The 21,046-nt window shown below is 44.3% G+C and carries 18 protein-coding genes; 2 read left to right on the plus strand and 16 right to left on the minus strand.

All coding sequences use genetic code 11. The features are described from left to right. Positions 1-7: 7 nt before the first annotated feature. Both ACLVWP_RS18695 and ACLVWP_RS18700 read right to left on the minus strand, forming a co-directional pair. The gene (locus ACLVWP_RS18695; RefSeq protein WP_413559177.1) at positions 8-1,165 is read right to left on the minus strand and encodes a complex I subunit 1/NuoH family protein; all 1,158 of its coding nucleotides are present in this window, start codon (positions 1,163-1,165) and stop codon (positions 8-10) included. A gap of 3 nt (positions 1,166-1,168) precedes the next feature. Then, on the minus strand, positions 1,169-1,537 hold the full coding sequence (locus tag ACLVWP_RS18700; RefSeq protein ID WP_413559178.1) for an NADH-quinone oxidoreductase subunit A: 369 nt from the start codon (positions 1,535-1,537) through the stop codon (positions 1,169-1,171). A gap of 119 nt (positions 1,538-1,656) precedes the next feature. On the opposite strand from ACLVWP_RS18700, the gene mfd reads away from it, so the two are divergent. Then, positions 1,657-5,178: a transcription-repair coupling factor gene (mfd, locus tag ACLVWP_RS18705; RefSeq protein WP_413559179.1), complete on the plus strand. Its 3,522-nt coding sequence runs from the start codon at positions 1,657-1,659 to the stop codon at positions 5,176-5,178. Here mfd and ACLVWP_RS18710 read toward each other — a convergent pair. Beyond that, entirely contained in the window at positions 5,175-5,942 is a 768-nt protein-coding gene (locus tag ACLVWP_RS18710) for a hypothetical protein (protein WP_413559180.1), read from the minus strand. The genes mfd and ACLVWP_RS18710 overlap by 4 nt on opposite strands. A 182-nt stretch (positions 5,943-6,124) precedes the next feature. Between ACLVWP_RS18710 and ACLVWP_RS18715 the strand changes: the two genes are divergently transcribed. After that, positions 6,125-7,672 carry a glycoside hydrolase family 3 protein gene (locus ACLVWP_RS18715; RefSeq protein ID WP_413559181.1) on the plus strand — a complete coding sequence of 516 codons (1,548 nt, stop codon included), beginning with the start codon at positions 6,125-6,127 and terminating at the stop codon, positions 7,670-7,672. Here the strand turns inward: ACLVWP_RS18715 and ACLVWP_RS18720 are convergent. The 13 genes from ACLVWP_RS18720 to ACLVWP_RS18780 all read right to left on the minus strand — a co-directional run bounded on the left by ACLVWP_RS18720 (position 7,669) and on the right by ACLVWP_RS18780 (position 21,046). Continuing rightward, positions 7,669-9,252 carry a GIY-YIG nuclease family protein gene (locus ACLVWP_RS18720; protein WP_413559182.1) on the minus strand — a complete coding sequence of 528 codons (1,584 nt, stop codon included), beginning with the start codon at positions 9,250-9,252 and terminating at the stop codon, positions 7,669-7,671. The genes ACLVWP_RS18715 and ACLVWP_RS18720 overlap by 4 nt on opposite strands. Then, positions 9,249-11,666, minus strand: a complete 2,418-nt coding sequence (locus ACLVWP_RS18725) for an ATP-dependent DNA helicase (protein WP_413559183.1) — start codon at positions 11,664-11,666, stop codon at positions 9,249-9,251. The genes ACLVWP_RS18720 and ACLVWP_RS18725 overlap by 4 nt, the downstream gene beginning before the upstream one ends. Positions 11,667-11,679: 13 nt before the next feature. Beyond that, complete coding sequence (locus tag ACLVWP_RS18730) at positions 11,680-12,756, minus strand: PA0069 family radical SAM protein (protein WP_413559184.1); 1,077 nt, start codon at positions 12,754-12,756, stop codon at positions 11,680-11,682. 86 nt (positions 12,757-12,842) lie between these two features. After that, positions 12,843-13,259, minus strand: a complete 417-nt coding sequence (atpC, locus tag ACLVWP_RS18735) for an ATP synthase F1 subunit epsilon (protein ID WP_413559185.1) — start codon at positions 13,257-13,259, stop codon at positions 12,843-12,845. Positions 13,260-13,320: 61 nt separating this feature from the next. Then, positions 13,321-14,727: a F0F1 ATP synthase subunit beta gene (atpD, locus tag ACLVWP_RS18740; protein WP_413559186.1), complete on the minus strand. Its 1,407-nt coding sequence runs from the start codon at positions 14,725-14,727 to the stop codon at positions 13,321-13,323. A gap of 11 nt (positions 14,728-14,738) precedes the next feature. Further along, positions 14,739-15,623, minus strand: a complete 885-nt coding sequence (gene atpG / locus ACLVWP_RS18745; RefSeq protein ID WP_413559187.1) for an ATP synthase F1 subunit gamma — start codon at positions 15,621-15,623, stop codon at positions 14,739-14,741. 12 nt (positions 15,624-15,635) lie between these two features. Next, positions 15,636-17,159: a F0F1 ATP synthase subunit alpha gene (gene atpA, locus ACLVWP_RS18750; protein WP_413559188.1), complete on the minus strand. Its 1,524-nt coding sequence runs from the start codon at positions 17,157-17,159 to the stop codon at positions 15,636-15,638. Between the two features lie 2 nt (positions 17,160-17,161). Beyond that, entirely contained in the window at positions 17,162-17,710 is a 549-nt protein-coding gene (gene atpH, locus ACLVWP_RS18755; protein ID WP_413559189.1) for an ATP synthase F1 subunit delta, read from the minus strand. Continuing rightward, a complete protein-coding gene (locus tag ACLVWP_RS18760; RefSeq protein WP_413559190.1) occupies positions 17,707-18,276 on the minus strand; it encodes an ATP synthase F0 subunit B in 570 nt (189 codons plus the stop codon). The genes atpH and ACLVWP_RS18760 overlap by 4 nt, the downstream gene beginning before the upstream one ends. An 11-nt stretch (positions 18,277-18,287) precedes the next feature. Beyond that, a complete protein-coding gene (locus ACLVWP_RS18765) occupies positions 18,288-18,722 on the minus strand; it encodes a hypothetical protein (protein ID WP_413559191.1) in 435 nt (144 codons plus the stop codon). A 113-nt stretch (positions 18,723-18,835) separates the two neighbouring features. Continuing rightward, positions 18,836-19,201, minus strand: a complete 366-nt coding sequence (locus ACLVWP_RS18770) for a bactofilin family protein (protein WP_413559192.1) — start codon at positions 19,199-19,201, stop codon at positions 18,836-18,838. Then, on the minus strand, positions 19,192-20,223 hold the full coding sequence (locus tag ACLVWP_RS18775) for a ParB/RepB/Spo0J family partition protein (protein ID WP_413559193.1): 1,032 nt from the start codon (positions 20,221-20,223) through the stop codon (positions 19,192-19,194). Before ACLVWP_RS18775 ends, ACLVWP_RS18770 begins: the two co-directional genes overlap by 10 nt. Beyond that, positions 20,216-21,046 carry a ParA family protein gene (locus ACLVWP_RS18780; protein ID WP_413559194.1) on the minus strand — a complete coding sequence of 277 codons (831 nt, stop codon included), beginning with the start codon at positions 21,044-21,046 and terminating at the stop codon, positions 20,216-20,218. The genes ACLVWP_RS18775 and ACLVWP_RS18780 overlap by 8 nt, the downstream gene beginning before the upstream one ends.

The raw sequence follows: 21,046 nt of genomic DNA on the forward strand, positions 1-21,046 counted from the left end.
TAGCTCCTTACAAAGATGCCAAGTAGATCACGAAAGCCGTGATGATCGTGTTTGCCAATGCCCAAGGAAGCATCGTTTTCCAGCCAAGATCCATCAACTGATCGTAACGGAAGCGAGGCAATGTCCAACGAACCCAGATGAATGCCCACAAGAACGCGAAGAACTTAACGTTGAAAACAAGGAAGTGAATCAATGCCACAAGAGCAGAAGCCCAGTTTGCATTTGAAGTCACAGTCATTGCCCATTCACGAACTTGTTCAACCGTCACAAAAGGGATGCCGTAACCACCGAAGAAGAAAATCGCCATCAAACCTGAAGCGATCATCATGTGGCCGTACTCACCGATGAAGAACATGTTGAATTTGAAACCGCCGTACTCAGTGTGGAAGCCTGCAACTAGTTCAGACTCACCCTCTGCCAAGTCGAATGGAAGACGATTTGATTCTGCGAATGTTGCTGTGAAGAACAAAAGAGCACCAAGAGGTTGATAGAAAATACCCCAGTTTGGAAGCCAGTTAGCTGCCACTGTGTAACCCATGAATTGGAAGTGCAAAGTTCCTTGTTGAGCAGCTGTCATGTCGCCCAAGTGGAAAGTTCCGTACATCATGATCACGCCAACGATTGAAAGGCCCAAAGCCAACTCGTAAGAAATCGTTTGTGCAGAAGCACGAAGAGCACCCATCAAAGAGTACTTATTTCCTGAACCCCAACCCGCCATCAACATCGTGTAAGCAGCTAGAGAGGAAACACCCAAGATGAATACGATACCAACACCGATATCATAACCTTGAACTAGGAAAGTGTATGGGCCCCAAGTTTGACCGAACAATTCAAACGTACCAACCGAAATTGGTGTCGACATTGGAATCGCAGAGAAGGCAACCGCACCAGGAATCAAAGCGAAAACCGGAGCTGCATAGTACAACAATGGTTTTGCTGTTGAAGGAACGAAAGCTTCTTTCGTCAAGAACTTCACGGCATCGGCCAACAACTGCATCAACCCCAACGGACCGACACGGTTTGGACCAAGACGATTTTGAATGAAAGCAGAACCACGACGCTCAACCCATACTAGGATTGGCACGAGTTGAACCATCATCAAAAAGATAACAACGAGCTTAAGCCCGTTGACGATAATTTCGAATGAATCTTTACCCATTCCCATTGATTAATCCCATTCCAATGCTTTTGATTTTACTTCCCACCACAAACCGAAAATGAATACGGCCAAGAAGAAGGCCATAGATCCAAATACGAATGCACCCTGGCCAGTCGCGATGAAATCGCGGAATGATGTCGCCCACGGGTACATAAAAATGATTTCGATATCGAAAAGAATGAACAAGATTGCTGTGAGATAAAACTTCACAGAAACTTTCGTATCTTTTTTATCTAGCGAAGGGAGACCACACTCGTAGGGCTCGTACTTAACCGGATGATAATGGACTTTTCCGCCTGTCTTGATTGAAAGCCAGACAAGGAAACTGCCAAATAGCGCAATAAAAATTACGATGAAAATGATTCCACCGAGTGCCACAAACCCTCCAAAGTTGTCGTTATTATTTGGATTTCAATTAGTTATATATGTGCTGCACTTGAAATCCAAGAAATATGAATGGAAACAAGGCGATAACCATGGCAACATGAGCGCACAAAATGAAAGCCGAAATGACTCATACAAGGCTCGAAACGATACTCGATCGCGCCTTCGAAACAACCCGCGGAAAAATTCAAGTGACCGGAGCCTCTTCTCCGCTCGCGCTTGCTTTCTTTTTGTCTCAAACATACTCTAAAAAAATCAACGGCTTGCCGCACTTAGTTGTAGTTGGCAGTCACGCAGAAGCCGTGAAATTACAGCAGCTCTTGCAGTTCTTTGACCCAACTCGTCAGAGCACTATTCTGCCTGCATTCGATGTTTCCGCATACTCGGGCCTTTACCCGAACACGAGATTGGCTTCGGATCGCATCCGTTTTCTTGCAAAAGCACAGGTCGCAAAGCCCGGGGAAATCTTCATCGCGTCCCCTGACGCGCTGATACAAAAAACGATTCCTGTGAAAAACCTCAAAGAATCCTCGCGAACTTTGTCGATTGGCGACGAGTTGCCGGAAGACATCGCAGAGTATTTGAACTCTCTCGGTTATGTCTCAGCCCCGATGGTTGAAGACAAGGGCCAGTATGCTTTGCGTGGAGGTATCGTCGATATCTTTGCGCCGACGGAAGAAATGCCCGTTCGTATTGATCTGTTCGGCGATCAAATTGAAACTCTTCGTTACTTTAATATAGACGATCAAAGAAGTGCGGCTGAAATTAACTATTTCAACCTAACTCCTGCGCGCGAAATTTTATTCCGTGACGAAACTCACGAAAGACTTTTGCAACGAGTTCGCGCAAACATTGATGATCGCCCTGTTGAAAAATCTGAAGTCGAAGAGCTTCTGCGATCCCTTGTTTTAAAAAATTCATTTCCTGGTATTGAGTTCCTGCTACCGTACTTTTACGGCGAACCTGCAAATCCGGTAGATCATTTTGCAAACCCGGTGAACGTTTGGTTTCTAGATCCTGTTGAGATCTCTAGGAACGCAGATGAATTCATGGCGGAGCTCAAGGCTGATTTCGTCACCAGCGAAAGTCACGTCATCCGTCCTGAAATGGAACTTCTTTATCAGAGCCTAGAAAGCATCACTTATCCTGAGAATAGTCGTCAGATTTATTTCTCAACTTTAGAATACCTGGATGAAGATAATGCGGCAGAAGCCCATGTTGAGTATCGCACATCGCTGACTCAAGATTTTTCTAATCTATCAAATACAAATCCCGTCGGTTCAGAGCTTTGGTTGCAGGCCGCAACCAACAAGCTTCATAAGTGGCGCGATGATGGTTACAAAATTTTCGTCAGCACCAAGAATCAATCGCATATTGATCGTCTCTCGTTAATTTTTGAAAAGCTTGAGCTTAAGGCCGTACGCTGTGCCGCTGATGAATATCGCTGGGACAGCTGGTTGCAAGAACAAGAAAGCGATAAGTCTATTGTTCATATCGTAAGCCGTTATCTTTCAGACAGCTTACGATTGGATGAAGAGCGCGTGATCTTTTTGCGCGATGAGGATTTCTACGGCAAGAAAATGCGCAGCCGTGAATCTACTGCAGCCCAAGACTTTCAAAAGCAAGCGAAGCGCCTGGCCTTCGGTGATCTTAAGCCCGGCGATTTAGTCGTCCACGTCAAACATGGTGTTGGGATCTATGAAGGTCTTAAGATCATGAGTATCGGTGGCGTTGAATCCGAGTTCATTCAAGTCGGATTCAAAGATAAAGATAAGCTTTATCTGCCCGTCTATCGCGTCGGCCAATTGCAAAAGTTTTCGGGAGCTGGTGCAACAACTATCCTAGATAAACTCGGTGGCACGGCTTGGGAAAAAACCAAAGCAAAGGTTAAATCCCATGTTCGCGATATCGCCGCAGATCTTTTGGCTTTGTATGCGAAGCGCGCTGAAATGCACCGCCCTCCTTTTGATTTCCGTGAGAATGAAATTCAATTGTTTGAGAACGGCTTCCCTTACGAGGAAACCAACGATCAATTAAGAGCAATTGGTGATATCTTATCTGACTTAAAATCTACAAAACCTATGGATCGTCTTGTTTGTGGTGACGTGGGCTTCGGTAAAACTGAAGTTGCGATGCGTGCGGCATTCTTTGCCGTTCAAGCGCGCCGCCAAGTTGCGATTCTTGCGCCAACAACTGTTCTTACTTTCCAGCACTTTGAAACCTTTAAAAAACGTTTCGAGGGATGGCCTGTAGATATTCGAGTACTAAATCGTTTTGTCACTCCGGCCGAAAGTAAAAAGACCATCCAAGATATCAAAGATGGAAAAGTCGACATTATCGTCGGTACTCATAAGCTTTTGGGTAGCTCCATTGGCTTTAAAGATCTTGGCTTATTGATCATCGACGAAGAACAGAAATTCGGCGTTACTCATAAAGAGAAAATTAAAAAGATCAAAACCAGCGTTGATACCCTGACGCTTTCTGCAACGCCAATCCCAAGAACTTTGAATATGGCCTTGGTAGGAATCCGTGATTTAAGTTTAATTAACACGGCTCCAGTGGATCGTTTGCCAACCCGTACGTTTGTTACGAAATTTGATCAAGAGACGGTTCGCAAAGCTATCTCCGCAGAGATCTCTCGCGGTGGTCAGGTTTACTTTATTCACAATCGTATCGAATCCATCTATGGCTTGGCCGATGAAATTCGCAGCATTGTTCCTGAGGCGCGTATCAAAGTTGCTCACGGACAGATGGAAGAACACGAGCTTGAAAAAGCAATGCTGTCTTTCTTCCATCATGAGATTGACGTTCTGGTGTGTACAGCGATCGTAGAGTCTGGAATGGACGTTCCACGAGCGAATACAATGTTTATCGATTCAGCTCATATGTTTGGACTGTCTCAGCTTTATCAATTGCGCGGTCGCGTGGGTCGCTCTAAAACTCGCGCTTACTGCTATTTGATGATGCCAAGAAATCGCAAGCTCGATAAAGAACAGCAAGAGCGCTTAAAGATCATCCAAGAAAACACGGCTCTAGGAAGCGGAATTAAAATTGCCCAATACGATCTTGAACTTCGTGGTTCGGGAAATATCTTGGGTGATGAGCAATCTGGCCACGTAAATTCTGTCGGCTATGAATTGTATATGGATCTGTTGAATGAAGCACTTGCCGAAGCCAAAGGCGAAGCTGTTGATGACATGGAACTTGATCCTGAAATCAATCTTAAGATTCCAGCACTTATTCCTGATGCTTACATCAAAGATATTCGTATTCGTCTTGGTTATTATAAGGCTCTTGCGGAAATCACTTCGACAGAAGATCTGGATCGTATCGAAGAAGAATTGCGTGATCAGTTCGGACCAATTCCTGATCAGACTGTGAACTTGATGGGACTTATGTTGATTCGTCGTCAATGTAAGGAGTTGGGTGTTCGTGACATCAGCGCCGGTGTGACATCGATTTCTTTGGTATTCACAGAGAAAACCAAACTTGATCCTACACGTGTAATTCAGCTAGCGATGAAGGAATCTAAAAAGTACTCCATCACACCTGACAATCGTTTAAATATTAAGCTAGCAAATATCTCTTGGTCCTCAGTTCATGAGGAAATGGAAAAGCTTTTACGAATGATCTAGAATTCCATGCGAAGACCGAGCCCAAGAACTGGATCGGTTTCCATGTTCGCTTCCTCATCTCCGCCAGCTGCCATATATTGAGCGACATAGACATCAAGAAAAGTATTCTCTAAGCCATAATTGAACGTCGCACTTTTTGCGGTGTCGTAGTCCAACCAATCCAGTTGAATCAATAAACCCAAAGCGTAAGCGTAGCCCAGCGGAGCTTGTTCTGAAACGGAGCTAGTCGGCGATTTGTCCGTGATGTCGATTTGGTACATGGAAAGACCGATGTAAGGAGCGACATAGGGTTCATCCATGATGTTATCCATCGTGAACTTGATTGTTCCCATGATCTTAGTGAGCTCAAGCGTGCGCTTGTCACCACTGCGATCGTCTTCGATACTTCCCATACCGCCCGACAGACCAATCGCCAATGAACCCAGTGCAAAGTTGTACTTATAGTCCATCATCAAGCTAATCATCGGAATTGCTTCGTTATTGAAAAGTTCAGAGTAGGTCTTTCCGTCATTCAAAGATACGAAACTTGATGGAACAAAGGCCTCGTAATCCACACCAAAGTAGAAGCCATGTGTTTCCCGGCGATGCTTATAATCTGCTAAGTTATCTTGGCGAATGTGAAGCTCAACAAGGGATTCAGGGTTGTAAACTTCGACAAGTCCTTCTTCTTCCTCAACTGCTGCCGCAGCTAAAGATGTGAATGCGAGGATCGCAAGCGACACCAGGAGCTTCATTTGGAATATAGGACTAAGGTGCAATTTCATGCTGTTACTCAAATCTTGTCTATTCCCACTCTACGTGAATGATATTCTAAAGACCTATGAACAAGTATATCAGGGAAATATCGCGAATTTTGAGCATTACTCTTTTGTTTTTTGCATTTCCCGCCCTTGTTCTAGCCCAGACCAAGTCTCTTGATGAAATCATCGATATCAAAATCTCTCAGATGAGTTTAAACGAAAAGGTCGGCCAGCTTTTCATCGTTGGTTTCCCTTATACGAAGACAAATAAAGAGCTGGAAAAGTTCATCAAAGAATACAAGCCCGGCGCCTTCCTTCTGTTTAAAAGAAATATTCAGTCCCTCGAGCAAGTTAAAAAATTAAACGAAGATCTTTATAAGCTTTCCTATGCAAACACTAAACTTCCACCACTCATCGCGATTGATCAAGAAGGTGGAGCTGTCTCGAGACTTCCCATCCAGCCGAATCCTCCAAATGCCTTAGCCATCGGACAAACTCAGTCTGCTGAACTTTCTGAAGAGATGGGTTATCAAACTGGATTGTTCCTAAGAGAAGTCGGCTTCAATATGAATCTGGCGCCTGTGCTGGATATCGCAGATCCTTACGGAACAAGCTTTATTGGCGTGCGCTCTTTTGGCTCTGATCCGAACTTGGTTAAAGAAATCGGTACGGCCTATGCGAAGGGTCTTTTGCGTTCACGCGTAATCCCCACGGCAAAACACTTTCCTGGAACTGGCGACATCAAAGCAGATCCTCACAGCACTATTGTAAATAATGTGGCGACTGAAAGTGATCTTAAGAAAAAAGATCTGGTTCCTTTCGAAGGCTATTCTTCATTGGGCGCAAATGTCGCCGTGATGTTGTCTCACTCGATTTATCCTGCTCTTGATCCAATAAAAGTTCCTGCGAGCTTTTCCTCAAAGATATCCACAGATCTTTTGCGCAATGAACTTAAATATAAAGGCCTAGTAGTTACTGATGATTTACAGATGAAGGGATCTAAAGAAGTCATGCGCACTGATCAAGCTGCTCTAAAAGCCATAGTGGCGGGTGCTGACATCGTGATGATGACTTGGTCCGTAGGCGACCAAGAGCGCGCCATGAAAACAGTTCGTGCCGCGGTTGAAGATGGCAGACTTTCTATTGATTCTTTAAATCAAAAACTTCACCGCATTCTAGTGGTGAAGGCCTTCGCAAATATTTATCGTCGCAGTCCGAACCTGCCGTCATTGATGGCTAATGGTTCCTTGAGTTCTGAAGACTATGTGGAGCTGGAAGATAAAGTTCTGACAGAAAACATCAAAACAAATCTTTTAGCAAAGAGTCTGCCTGAGGCGCGTGCCAATACTCGCAATCCGGCAGCATCTTCTGAAAAAGTATGTGCCCTGTCCCCTTCTAAAGATTTCCTTGAAAGTTTTAAATCAGCCTCTCAAGAGCCTGTCGTGACTAAGCAGCTATTTGGTAGCTCGCGAGTCAGTGATGTTACTAACATTAAGAAATCATCTGGGTGCGGAATTGTATTGATGGCAGTGACGGGTCCAAAAACTGCAAAGCTTTTAAAGATGCTTCCGTTAGATGTTAAGAAAAGTATTGTAGTCGTAAATCTTGGCTCGCCTGGATTGGTTCCTAAAGAACATCCTTATAGAAAGCTTTTGCAGCTATATTTTAATCACAAAGACAGTGGTAAAAAAGTAGCCGAACATTTTCCCGAAATTCTAAGTGCGGAATCAGGAAACTTTGCCTGGGCTGATTAGCGATATTGGATTTCTACAAAACCCTCTTGGGTTCTGATTTTTCCAAGCTCCATTAAAAGAACACTCATGCGATCATAGGTGTCGATATTTAAGCCATTCCACAAAGAAACCTTTGGAACTCGCTCTTTGTTGGCTTCACTCGCAATGTACCCCGCACGAACTTTAATCTGATACGGCATTTCGATTTCGCTATCGGCTGGTTTATATGAAATATCCGCATTCAGAATTCGCGTAAGCTCTTTGGCGCGCAGATACGTGCGCCCAGCACGCATGATATGTCTCTCAATTTTGTCAGCAATATCGACAGCTGTAAGCTCAATTAGCTCTTCTACCTCCTCAGCTGAAACGTCGCTGACAAACTCTGCTTGTACATCATCTTCCAAAGTGTCTTCGTCATCTTCTAAAAGTTCAAACTGACGATTCCACCACAAACCCAATGCCAACATGTTTCGAACGGACTTAAATGTTTCTGCACTCAAGGAATTTCTTTCGCAGAAGACTTTAAACCCTTCTTCAACCAAAGTGGCGTCAATGGGTTCATAGAAAACGTTGTCGTGGAACTTACCTGCAACCAAGCACTCGCGCAGATTGCGAATGGAATCAAAGACCAGACTGCTTGAAAACGGACCAATGCAGAACTCTTCGCTTTGTTCGTAATCGATATCCGTCATTTCATGATTAAAAAAGACAACGTTGCGATGACCCGCTTTTAGCGAAATATTATATCTTGGGTCCCATTTTTTAATTTCGTCGGTCTCAAGCAAAGCAGCCTCTAAAGGGCTTCCGCAGACAGTGACTCGCAAATCATAAACTTGAGTCAGCATCTCAAGCTTGCGGGAATCGCGATTTTTTTGACCACGGAAATAGCTATTCACTCTGTCCTTCAAAGACGTAGCTTTGCCAACGTATAGAATCTCATCCCACTTGCTAATCATTCGGTAAATGCCGGGTTGATCTGGCAACGTCAGGCGCTTTTCTTTTTGCAAAGGATATTCGTACTTAGTACGGCTGACCTTCGGAGTGACATTCAACCACTCTTGCAGCTGATCCCAAGTTTCGATGCCCTGTTTAGATAATTCTGCAAGCAGGCCGTCCCAAATTGCTTTTGTGGCTTCGGTTTGCTGAGCAGCTCTTTTCAAATCCTGGGAGGGATAACCAAAGTATCCCGCTAAACCTTTGATTCCTCTTGTGGGAAGATTCGGGAAAAGACGTTTCGCAATTTCATGTGTACACAAAATTTCAAAAGGAAATTCCTTATTCCATTGAGAATACTGATGAGCCAAGAATGGTTTTTCAAATTGAGCAAAGTGAATGATACAGCGATGGCTTTTGAATTTCTCTTCAAGATCCGCAAACACTTGATCTGCAGGATTAGCAGCCACCATGTCGTCATTAAAGATTCCTGTGATCATTTGAATGCGATATGGAATCTTTTCTTCATTCGGTAGCTGAATCAGGCTGGCTTCGGTTTTTCCATCTGAAGACGTCCATGCCATTTCCAGAATTGCGGCACCACTCTCGGGTTTTGCTCCCGTGGTCTGCAAATCAAAAAAGAAAAAAGGCATTTCGTTTAACTTCATGCTTCAACTTCACTCGCGATTGAATCGTTAATACTATTCCAAAAATCAGTGACGTCAGAAATGATTTTCCCAGAAACCAATTCCTGGGCACCCTGCTCAAACCAGCCCTGGGGCATGGTTTCAGAGTACGTTGTCTCCAAGAATCGCGAGTCCATCAAGACAATAATGCCCTTGTCATTTTCAGAACGAATCACTCGACCCGCAGACTGAATTGTTTTCGCCATTGCCGGATAGATATAGGTGTAATTAAAGGCCTGACCCTTATCATAGGATCGCTCATAATACTGACGAATCTGTTCCCGTTCAAAATCAAAATTCGGAAGAGCCGGTCCCACAACGAAGGCGCCAATTAGCATGTCTCCCGGGAAGTCCACACCCTCTGAGAAAATTCCACCTTGCACCGCTAGTAGTAATGTTGGCTTATCCGCACTTTTCATGAAGGACAGGAAGTCCTCCACCCGGTCAGCTTTCATTTCTCGCTGCTGCACCAGACGCTGATAGGAGCTGTCTCTAAGATGACTCTCGACATCTTTCATAAACTCAAAGCTTGGGAAAAGAGCAATGTAGTTTCCGGGCTTCACCGCCATGATTCTTTCCATGACCTGTGCAATCTTTGGAGCATTCGCAGGACGATCTTTATACTTAGTGGAGATCTGAGGGATCAGCAAAATTTTGCGATGCTCTTTCGGAAATGGAGAAACGAACTCAAGACATTTTGTTGTTTCCTCGTCGAACCCCAATAGTTTCATCGAGTAAGAAAACGGTTTCAGAGTTGCCGAGAAAGCTACGACATTTTTAAAAGACTTGTAGATTTCATTCAGATGTCTTGAGGCATCACAACAAGTCACCTTCAGTGTTTCGTTGATCTCTCCGTAGAGGCGATTTTTTTGATACGTTTGAAAGAATTCCGGGCCTTGAAGTTCTAGAGCCTGCGCAAAATCACTCCAAGTATTCACCAGGCGCAAAACTCCATCTTGAGTTTGCACTTCAATGTCGGCCTCAAGGTACTCAGATAGAAATTCTCTTAAACGGGACTCGAGCTCAAACACGGGATCAAAATCAATTTGGATCGTACGCGATTCGCCTCGATAAGACTCAATAAGCTCAATCGCCTCTTCACATAACATTTGTGCACGCTTTTGAAAGCGCAGAGCGATCTTTGCCAAAGACGGAATGATGTTTTGTAAGTCCCGGGTTGAAATCGACGGCGAAAAATAATCTTGAGCTCTTGCCGGCAAATTGTGAGCTTCATCGATCACCAAGTTTGCTTTTTGCGCGGGCTCCATTAAAGGCAGCTCCAAACGCCCTAGCAGGCTCCTGGTTGAGAAAACATAGTTGTAGTCAGCAATCACCACGTCTGCTCTTTCGATGGCCTCTAATGAAAGCTCGAAAGGGCACACTTGGTACTGCTCACCTAGCTCTTGCAGCTTTTTTTGGCTTAACGAACGAAGTTTAGAAACCTTATTTACCAAATCGTTTTCCGCAAGTTTCTTATAGTAGTCCTTGGCGAACTCACAATACTGAGGATTGCACAAAGGTTCTGCCTTAAAGCACATCTTGCTTTTCGCAGTGATCGTCAACGGTCGAATGGACGCGCCTTCATCTTGCAAGCGTTCAACCGCCTCCTCAGCAACCTGATGTTGAGAGTTTTTCGGCGTCACATAGATTGTTTTCTGTCCGCGAGCGAAGGAGTCCTTTAGTGACGGATATAAAACGCCAATGGTTTTACCCAATCCCGTCGGTGCTTGAATCACCATGGATTTTTCTTCGACAAAGCCGACTTGAATATTTTCGATCAGCTCAACTTGGCCAGGACGTGGAGATGTAAATGGAAACTTTAGATCTTCGGCTGCTTCCACACGCTTTTTAAAAAGTTTTTCGCGGATCTTTGTTTCATCCACCAATTCCGCTAAACGCAAAGCCAACCACGACTCATACTCTTCAACATCCAGATCAAAATAGATTTCCGATTGTTTGAAATTACGAGACGAAACCAAAAGCATTTTTAAATCAGGAACTTCACCTGTTTGCTTGTAAAGGATGTATCCGTAGGTCTTAAGTTGCCATACATAGGGATGATTATCGTCGACTGTTAACTTGTGCTCGAGACTATCAACATCAAATGTGGATTTGATTTCTTCAACTTGGAAGCTTGATCCCTCAATCACTCCATCCGCACGACCAAAGATAACGAAGATATATTGATCGCGTTCGAATTCGATCGATAGCTTTTTCTCTGCTTCGTATCCGGGTATTTCGCGAACACGTTTGCGCTGAATATTTTGATGGATTTCCTGACCCATACGAGGAGTCTGGCCGTAGCCCGAATGAGCTTCGATGCTGCCTACTCGAGGGCATGGCAAAGCGAACTGGCGCAGGTCTATTTGAATTTTGCGTAAGTTCTTTTTCGCCATAGTCTCTCTTAAATTAATCCAGATCGAAACTTAATTGATTTGTCGGTCGCTTAAAATGTTCCGCCGACAGTCTCCAATCTTTACGATTGAGATTATACTTTCGACTGTACACTTCAAACACTTGAGCCAACTGATCCGCACGCGGACCCGTTCCATGCATTCGTGTCTCAAAATCTGCGCGATACATTTTTCCATCGCGCACATCCTTCACGGCTTCGATCACTTTGCTTTTTCGCAAAGGGCGGTGAACCTCCAACCACTCTTCAAAAAGTGGCGCGACCGCATGAGGAAGTCTTAGCATCGTATATCCTGCCGAGGTAGCTCCCGCATCCGCAGCTGCTTTTAGAATCGCAGGCATTTCATGATCTGTTAGCCCCAAGATCACTGGAGCCACATTCACTCCAACAGGAATTCCCGCTTTTGCCAATTCCTCAATTGCCCGCAAACGCGCTGCAGGTCTTGATGTGCGGGGCTCCAATGTAGCAATCAGGTCCGTATCTAGTGATGTGATCGAAATAGTGACAACAATGCCATGATACTTTGCCATCTCCTGAAGAATGTCTATGTCCCGTGTGACCAAATAATTTTTAGTTATGATAGCGCCCGGATTTTTAAATTTATTCAAAACCTCAAGACATCCACGCGTTAATTTATACTCTCGCTCTAAGGGCTGATAGCAGTCCGTCACACCACTCATCATGATTACCTGTGGTTCCCATGACTTCTTCATCAACGCTTCCTCTAAAAGTTCTGGTGCGTTTTCTTTAACCATAATTTTAGATTCAAAATCTAATCCCGCAGACATTCCCAGATACTCATGTGTCGGACGAGCATAGCAATAGATACACCCATGCTCACAGCCACGATATGGGTTTACAGAGTATGAGAATCCGATGTCAGGACTATCGTTCTTAGTCAAAACCGCGCGCGAAGAATCCTTCAGAACTTGGGTCTGTAAACGAGGTTTATCCTCTTCAAGATAATTATCAAAATCCTGTGGCTCGGCTTCGAAATGGAGGGAATCAAAACGATTCGGAGTATTACTGCTGGCGCCTCGGCCCCGGATGTCCTTACGAAACTCTCGGGTCATGGGCGGGAGTATCGCACACATGCCACAAAAAACAAAAGGCCCAAGTATAAACTTGAGCCTTTCTTAATTTTATCTTTCGATAAGAACTATTTTTTAGCGACGTTTTCAGCCACTTCAATTTTCGCTCTTGCGCGAGTCCATTCTTTTTGGAACTCAACCCAGTCTTCGTCTGTGATAACTTCGTCAAGGACGTGTTTCTCAGATTTCGCTAAGGCTTCTTTCGTTGCAACAAGATCGATTTCTTCTGGCAAGTCAGCGATGTTCGCAAGAACATTCACGCCTTCAGGGGATACTTGGCAATAACCCCAGCTGATAACAGCTTGGTTTTGCTTTTCTTGACCCTTAAGTCTCCATTTCATCACACCAATACCTAGTGTAGTGATCAGAGGCGCGTGACCAGGAAGAATATTAAGTTCTCCTTTAAAACCAGGAACAGTTACTTCTTCAACCTCTTGGTTTACTAGAAGACGACGCTCTGGAGTCACGATTGTCAGTTTAAACATAAATCACCTTTTCCAAGGCGGCCCGAATCAGGCCGCTCTATGAAAGCGTTGTTCTTTCGAACTACGCTTGCAACTTCTTAGCTTTTTCGATTGCGTCTTCGATAGTACCAACAAGGTAGAACGCTTGCTCAGGAAGAGCATCGTGTTTACCTTCAAGGATCTCTTTGAAGCCTTTAACAGTGTCTTTGATATCAACGTATTTACCAGGCAAGCCAGTGAATTGCTCAGCAACGAAGAACGGCTGAGACAAGAAACGTTGGATTTTACGAGAACGAGATACAACAAGTTTATCTGACTCAGACAACTCGTCCATACCCAAGATCGCGATGATATCTTGAAGCTCACGGTTACGTTGCAACAATGCTTGAACGTCACGAGCGCATTTGTAGTGCTCTTCACCGATAACAGTTGGATCCAAAAGACGTGATGTAGACGTCAATGGGTGAACCGCAGGGAAGATCGCCATAGCTGCGATATCACGGTCAAGATTCGTAGTCGCATCCAAGTGAGTAAATGTAGTTGCTGGAGCTGGATCCGTATAGTCATCGGCAGGTACGTATACCGCTTGAACTGAAGTGATCGAACCTTTTTTAGTAGAAGTAATACGCTCTTGAAGAGTACCCATCTCAGTTGCCAACGTTGGTTGGTAACCTACGGCAGAAGGGATACGACCCAAAAGGGCAGAAACTTCAGCACCCGCTTGAGTAAAGCGGAAGATGTTATCAACGAAGAAAAGAACGTCTTGGTTTTCAACGTCACGGAAGTATTCAGCAACAGTCAAACCAGTCAAAGCAACACGCGCACGTGCACCAGGAGGTTCATTCATTTGACCGAAAACTAGAGAAGTCTTAGCCAATACGCCAGACTGTTTCATCTCTTGCCACAAGTCATTACCTTCACGAGTACGCTCACCTACACCGGCGAATACAGAGAAACCACCGTGCTCAGTAGCGATGTTACGGATAAGTTCTTGGATAAGTACTGTTTTACCAACACCCGCACCACCGAACAAACCGATCTTACCACCCTTAGCGTAAGGAGCTAGCAAGTCTACGACTTTGATACCAGTCATCAACATTGCTGCAGATGTAGCTTGGTCTTCGAATTTTGGAGCAGTTCTGTGGATACCCCATTGTTCTTTTGCGTTTACTGGACCCATTTCGTCGATTGGTTCACCAACAACGTTGATGATACGACCCAAAGCTTCGCGACCTACTGGCGCTGTGATTTGAGTGCCCAATGCTTTAACTTTTTCACCACGAACCAAACCTTCAGTTTGGTCCATAGAGATAGTTCTAACTACGCCGTCACCCAAATGCTGAGCAACTTCAAGAACCAGGTTGTATTCTGTGTCAGAGATAAATTTATTTGATACACGAAGAGCAGAATTGATCGCTGGAAGTTCTCCGCCTTCGAATTCTACGTCCACTACGGGACCCATAACTTGTTTAACTTTACCGAATGCCATTATTCAGCTCCCTATTTCAACGCTTCCGCGCCGGATACGATTTCGATTAATTCTGTAGTAATTTTTTCTTGTCTCAATTTGTTGTACGTCAGAGTGAGTTTGTTGATCATCTCTTTCGCGTTGTTTGTCGCGTTTTCCATCGCGCTCATACGAGCACCATGTTCACCGGCAACAGACTCGGACATACATCTGTAAACCTGAAGGTCGAAATGCTTTTCAAGCAACTCTTTAATGATTTGCTCTGGAGCTGGTTCGAAAATCATGTCTACTGCGAAGTTAGCGTTGTGCTCAGCTTCAGAGTTGAAAGTCGTCAATCCAAGATCAATTGGAAGAAGAGTTTCAGCCGTAACAACTTGAGAGATTGCAGATTGGAACTCATTGTGGATGATACGAACTTCATCGTATGCACCCTCAAGGTAATCATTCATCACGCGATTCGCAACTTTTGAAGCCAACTCGTAAGAGATGTCTTTATCAAGCTTCGTGATGTAATCAATCGGCTTAATGCCTCTTCTGGCGAAGTAGTCATGACCACGACGACCGATGAAAAGGAAATCAATCTTCTCAAGGTTTGCTTTATTATTGTTGTAATAAGCTTCAGTGAATTTGTTGATATTGCTGTTGAAAGCGCCGCAAAGACCGCGATCAGAAGTGATAACAACAAGTAAAACATTCTTTACTTGTTCTTTCTTCTCCATCAACGGGTGCGTAACTTTGTTAGTCACAGCGATATCCGCAATCACCTTACGCAAAGTTAGAGCATAAGGACGCATGTTAACGATGTTATTCTGCGCCTTTCTCAACTTCGCAGCAGAAACGAGCTTCATAGCCTTCGTGATCTGCTGGGTGTTTTTAGTGGACTCAATCTGAGCCCGGATATCCTTCAAGCTTGCCATTTAAGCACCAAATTACTTGTTAGAAGGTTGGAAGATAGCTTTGAACTCCTCAAGAGCCGCCAACAACGCTTTTTTAGTATCGTCGCTGATCGCTTTCTTCTCAGAGATAGTTTTGATGATGTCAGAGTGCTTGTTTTTCAAGAACTCGATCATCTCTTTATCGTATCTCTTAACGTCAGTTTCTGGGTATGCGTCAACAAACGCGTTACCAGCAGCGAAGATCATGATGATTTGTTCTTCAACTTTAACTGGAGAGTATTGTGGTTGTTTCAAAACTTCGATCAAACGACGACCACGTGCCAACTGTTGTTGAGACGCTTTATCCAAGTCAGATGCGAACGCAGCGAATGCTTCCATAGAGCGGAACTGAGCAAGTTCAAGTTTCAAAGAACCCGCAACTTGTTTCATCGCTTTAATTTGAGCCGCACCACCTACGCGAGAAACTGATTTACCTACAGAGATAGCTGGACGCACACCTTTGTAGAATAGATCTGATTCAAGGAAGATCTGACCGTCAGTGATAGAGATAACGTTTGTCGGGATGTATGCAGAGATATCGCCCGCTTGTGTCTCGATGATTGGCAATGCAGTCAAAGAACCGCCGCCTTTATCTGCAGACAATTTAGAAGCACGCTCAAGAAGACGGCTATGGCAATAGAACACGTCGCCTGGGTAAGCTTCACGTCCTGGAGGACGACGAAGAAGAAGAGACAATTGACGGTAAGCTTGAGCTTGTTTCGTCAAGTCATCGTAAACGATCAAAGCATGTCTGCCAGTATCACGGAAGTATTCAGCCATTGCTGTACCAGAGTAAGCAGCAAGGTATTGAAGTGGAGCTGGATCAGATGCATTCGCAGCGATAACAGTTGTGTACTCAAGAGCACCAGCTGCACGCAATTTTTCAACTACTAGAGCAACAGTCGATTGCTTTTGACCGATAGCTACGTAGAAGCACTGAACGTTTTGACCTTTTTGGTTGATGATAGTGTCAACCGCGATAGTCGTTTTACCAGTTTGACGGTCACCGATGATCAATTCACGTTGACCACGACCGATTGGTACTAGAGCGTCGATAGCTTTGATACCTGTTTGAAGAGGTTCTTCAACTGGATGACGGTAAACGATACCAGGAGCTTTAGTTTCAACGATACGAGAGTGTGGCGTGTTGATAGGGCCACGGCCGTCGATCGCATTACCTAGGGCGTCTACAACGCGACCTAGAAGTGCTTCACCAACTGGAACGGAAACGATTTTTTTAGTTCTTTTAACAGTGTCGCCTTCTTTGATTTGGCGGTCTTCACCGAACAAAACGGTACCAACGTGACCTTCTTCAAGGTTCAATACCATTCCGTAAACTTCACCTGGGAACTCAACAAGTTCACCAGCCATTGCGTTTTCAAGACCGTAGATACGAGCAACCCCGTCCCCTACTGAAAGAACGCTACCTGTTTCACTAACTTCAATCTTTTTATTGTATTGATTGATTTGCTCTTTGAGAACGCGACTGATCTCGTCGGCACGGATTTGTGTTTCCATTTTTAGTTGGCTCTCCTGTTTAATTCTTCATTTAATTTTTTAAGATGTGTTTCAATGCTGTCGTCAAAAGTCCATCCGCCAACTTGGGCTACAGCGCCACCCAAAAGTTTCGGATCTTGTTGATAAGTAAGGACGATTTTTTTACCAAGCGTTTTGCTTACTTTGGACTCAAGTTCTTTTTGTGCGTCAGCAGACAATGGTTGTGCTGAACGAACAGTTCCGCGAGTTACGCCTTCTTCGATATCAAGAGCGTCACGGAATGCTTGTGCTACTTCAGGAAGAAGATGGATGCGGCCCTTATCGGCCATCAACACCACAGTGTTCAACAACTCTTCAGAAGTGCCTTTACCCTCAAGAGCCGCTTTAACAGCAGCAATTTTTTGAGTAACAGCGATCATAGGATTTTCGAAATATGCAGAAATAGATGCATCTTTATTGAATGCATCTGCAACCGCTTGCAACTCTGCGTACACTTTCGCGTGAACGCCTTTTTGCTTAGCTACTGCCAAAAGAGCTTTCGCATATCTTTTAGATACTTCGTTTAATTTCATCGACTAACCTCGATGTGATTGATGAATTCGTTTTGCAATTTCTGTTGGTCAGATGCACCGATGTCTTTAGTCAAAACGATACGGGCAGCCTCAACAGAGTCAGTCAACAACTGGTGGCGCAACTCTTTTTGAGCGCGTTGAGTTTCAAGCTTAGCAGTCAATTCTGCTTCGTCTTTGATGCGCTTAGAAACTTGGTTTGCTTCCTCAACGATTTGGTTTTTCAAATCGTTTGCGTGAGCTTGTGCTTTCGCCAATTGCTCTTGGCGAGTGTTTTCCAAGTTAGCTAGTTTGTTTTTGATATCTACGAATTCACGCTCTGCTTGTTCGCGAGCGAACGCAGATTTTTGAGCAGCTTCAAGGTAAGCAGATTTTCTGCCGCCAAAGAAAGATACGATTGCGTCTTTCGTGAAGTAAATCAAACCACCGATAAGTACGGCAACGTTGATTGCTTGGTAGATAACTGCTGATGGAATTTCAACAGCGTGATGTTCGCCACCGTGTTCTGCAGAAGCTGCAAACACGATCGCGGGTGCCAACATGATAAGAAGGTTAACAAGAACTTTCATTTTCTTCTCTCTTATTTGCCCAACAATTTGGATGTGATTGCAAGAGCAACGGTTTGAGTTTGAGACTTCAATTCTTTTGAAGCTGTCTCTACTGCTGCTGTGATTTTTGTTCTGTTAGTATTAACAAGTTGGTCCGCCTCTGAACGAGATTTCGCAACAACTGTTTCATACTGTTTGTTTGCTTCCGCTTTAGATGCGTCCACGATGTTTTTGATTTCACCGTTCAACGCGCGAATTTTTGTTTCATACTCAGAGTTTAGTTCCACAGATTTAGCTTGGTATTCCAAAGCTAGATCTTCACCACCCTTAGTTTTATTTTGGCGCTCTTCAAGTGCATGAGCGTATGGAGTGAAAACGAATTTTGTTAAGAATAACAAAGCAATCGCGAAAAACACGAACTGGATGCCGGCAGTTGAGTTGATGCCTAATTGTCCAAAAATATCCATTTTGTTGAAATCCCTATTGTTTTTTTGAACCTCGGGAGTAGCATTTCAGACCAGAAACGGTCAAGGTCAAATTCCTAATGAGAATTTCGGCTGCGCAAATGAAACTGGTTTGCCTAAGACTTAGGCATATAGGACGCACCTTCAAATACAACACCTTCATCGATGCGTAAGCTCGGAGATGTTACGGTGCCTTTGAATATTGCGGGTGGGTGCATAATAACTCGGCGGCGAGCGAATAGGTTTCCCTCAACTCGGCCACTAATAATAATAGTATCGGCCTCAACTTGGGCAGCCACAGAGGCGCCCTCGTTGATAACGATGGTATCTTTAGTAAAGATTTCCCCTTTAAAATCACCGCCAATTTGCACGGTGCCTTCAAAGCTGAGCTTTCCTTCGAAATGTGTGCCCTGATCAAGGATTGCCGTCACATGACCAGAAAGCACGTCTTCTTGGAAAGATTGAGGGGTATTTACTGCCATCCTTCTTTAAGCCTATCTACTAAATTAGTTAGTTCATCATCGGAATAGAAGTGAATGCTGATTTTACCTTTAGCGCCGGAATAATCAATGTTCACCTTTGTGCCCATGATTTTCTGAAGCTCTTCACTTAGTCCGCCGATCAATCGTTGAGTCACATTTGAATCGAAAGTTGGTACTTCCAATTCATCAGCTGTTCCCTTAACGATAGCTTGAACCATTTTTTCCAATTTACGAACTGCGATTTTGTCATTCACGACCTTTTTCGCAAGTTCGATTTGTTTTTTTGGTTCTGGCAAAGAAAGAAGTACTTTTGCGTGACCTACAGAAAGATCATTCGCAGAAATCATATCTTTGATTTCATTTGGTAGTGCTAACAAACGAACAGCGTTGGCAACAGTTGCACGATCACGTCCAACTTTTTCCGCCACTTGCTGTTGAGACAATTTGAACTCTGTGATTAGGCGAGAATAACCTTCTGCCTCCTCAATTGGGTTCAAATCTTCACGTTGAATATTCTCAACGATAGCTAACTCAAGTGCTTGTTTGTCATCGTAAGATTTCAAAATCACTGGGACTTCATGTAACCCAGCAAGTTGCGAAGCTCTCCAACGGCGCTCACCCGCTACGATCTCTAGCTTCCCAGAAGACGTTCTGCGAGCCACGATCGGCTGAAGAATTCCATTTTCTTTAATAGACTGAGCAAGCTCTTGAAGCGGCTCTTTTTCGAAAGTTGTACGAGGCTGATATTTGCCTGGAGACAACTTATCAATTGCTACCTTCCAAATCTTGCTTTCTGGATCCACGGGAGGGGCGACAGTTGCAGCAACATTAATAGAAGGCGCACCCGCAGCCGTCGCCGCAGGTGATGTTTGAGTTGATTGCGCAGGCGCTGCTTTTACGGGAGGGGCAGATGCAGCCGGCGCATTCATTAAATCATTATTAGCAGGTCCACCCAAAAGAGAACCCAGGCCACGACCCAAGCCTCTCTTTTTGTTTGAGGATTCTACAACAGAATCAGACATTTACTTCCCCTTTATAGGCATTCGTGTTTTCAACCGGATTCGCCTCTGTCGCTTTAGGAAGAGATCTTGCGATCACTTCATGCGCTAGTTCAAGATAGCGAACGGAGCCAATTGATTTGCTGTCGTACTCAAGGATGGATTGTCCATGGCTCGGCGCCTCGGAAAGGCGCACGTTTCTTGGAATAATTGCGTTAAATACTTTGTCACCAAAGTGTTCTTTGATTTGTGTTACAACTTGATGGCTCAAGTTATTGCGCACATCGAACATCGTTAGAACGATACCTTCGATATGCAAAGAAGGATTCAAGCTCTTCTTAATTAGACCAGCTGTATTCAACAACTGACTCAAACCTTCCAATGCATAGTATTCACATTGAAGAGGCACAAGGAAGCTGTCCGCTGCATTTAGAGCATTCAGAGTAATCAAACCCAAAGATGGTGGGCAGTCGATGATCACGAAATCATATTGATCAGCCACGATGGATACCGCTTGTTTCAAACGGTATTCACGATGCGGCATATCAACAAGTTCAATCTCTGCTCCAACTAGATCAGGATTAGCCGTACAAATTTTTAGCTTCTCAAGAGACGTATTATGAGTAGCCTCAGTCAGTGTTTTTTCACCGATGAGTACGTGGTATGAGTTAGCATCCTGAGTGTCGTAGCGTTTGATACCCAAACCGCTAGAAGCATTTCCCTGCGGATCCATATCAATCAACAATACGCGCTTACCTAGGGTAGCCAACGCTGAAGAAAGATTCACAGACGTCGTGGTTTTGCCTACTCCGCCCTTTTGATTAGCTATACAGATAGTTTTAGCCAT

This window comes from Bdellovibrio sp. HCB209 (assembly GCF_047306065.1).
In the GTDB taxonomy this organism is placed as follows: Bacteria; Bdellovibrionota; Bdellovibrionia; order Bdellovibrionales; family Bdellovibrionaceae; genus Bdellovibrio.

Excerpts from the sequence above, each read along its gene's own strand:
- ACLVWP_RS18695 (WP_413559177.1), bottom strand. The coding sequence starts at position 1,165 with ATGGGAATGGGTAAAGATTCATTCGAAATTATCGTCAACGGGCTTAAG.
- mfd (WP_413559179.1), top strand. The coding sequence starts at position 1,657 with ATGAAAGCCGAAATGACTCATACAAGGCTCGAAACGATACTCGATCGC.
- ACLVWP_RS18710 (WP_413559180.1), bottom strand. The coding sequence starts at position 5,942 with ATGAAATTGCACCTTAGTCCTATATTCCAAATGAAGCTCCTGGTGTCG.
- ACLVWP_RS18715 (WP_413559181.1), top strand. The coding sequence starts at position 6,125 with ATGAGTTTAAACGAAAAGGTCGGCCAGCTTTTCATCGTTGGTTTCCCT.
- ACLVWP_RS18720 (WP_413559182.1), bottom strand. The coding sequence starts at position 9,252 with ATGAAGTTAAACGAAATGCCTTTTTTCTTTTTTGATTTGCAGACCACG.
- ACLVWP_RS18725 (WP_413559183.1), bottom strand. The coding sequence starts at position 11,666 with ATGGCGAAAAAGAACTTACGCAAAATTCAAATAGACCTGCGCCAGTTC.
- ACLVWP_RS18730 (WP_413559184.1), bottom strand. The coding sequence starts at position 12,756 with ATGACCCGAGAGTTTCGTAAGGACATCCGGGGCCGAGGCGCCAGCAGT.
- atpC (WP_413559185.1), bottom strand. The coding sequence starts at position 13,259 with ATGTTTAAACTGACAATCGTGACTCCAGAGCGTCGTCTTCTAGTAAAC.
- atpD (WP_413559186.1), bottom strand. The coding sequence starts at position 14,727 with ATGGCATTCGGTAAAGTTAAACAAGTTATGGGTCCCGTAGTGGACGTA.
- atpG (WP_413559187.1), bottom strand. The coding sequence starts at position 15,623 with ATGGCAAGCTTGAAGGATATCCGGGCTCAGATTGAGTCCACTAAAAAC.
- atpA (WP_413559188.1), bottom strand. The coding sequence starts at position 17,159 with ATGGAAACACAAATCCGTGCCGACGAGATCAGTCGCGTTCTCAAAGAG.
- atpH (WP_413559189.1), bottom strand. The coding sequence starts at position 17,710 with ATGAAATTAAACGAAGTATCTAAAAGATATGCGAAAGCTCTTTTGGCA.
- ACLVWP_RS18760 (WP_413559190.1), bottom strand. The coding sequence starts at position 18,276 with ATGAAAGTTCTTGTTAACCTTCTTATCATGTTGGCACCCGCGATCGTG.
- ACLVWP_RS18765 (WP_413559191.1), bottom strand. The coding sequence starts at position 18,722 with ATGGATATTTTTGGACAATTAGGCATCAACTCAACTGCCGGCATCCAG.
- ACLVWP_RS18770 (WP_413559192.1), bottom strand. The coding sequence starts at position 19,201 with ATGGCAGTAAATACCCCTCAATCTTTCCAAGAAGACGTGCTTTCTGGT.
- ACLVWP_RS18775 (WP_413559193.1), bottom strand. The coding sequence starts at position 20,223 with ATGTCTGATTCTGTTGTAGAATCCTCAAACAAAAAGAGAGGCTTGGGT.
- ACLVWP_RS18780 (WP_413559194.1), bottom strand. The coding sequence starts at position 21,046 with ATGGCTAAAACTATCTGTATAGCTAATCAAAAGGGCGGAGTAGGCAAA.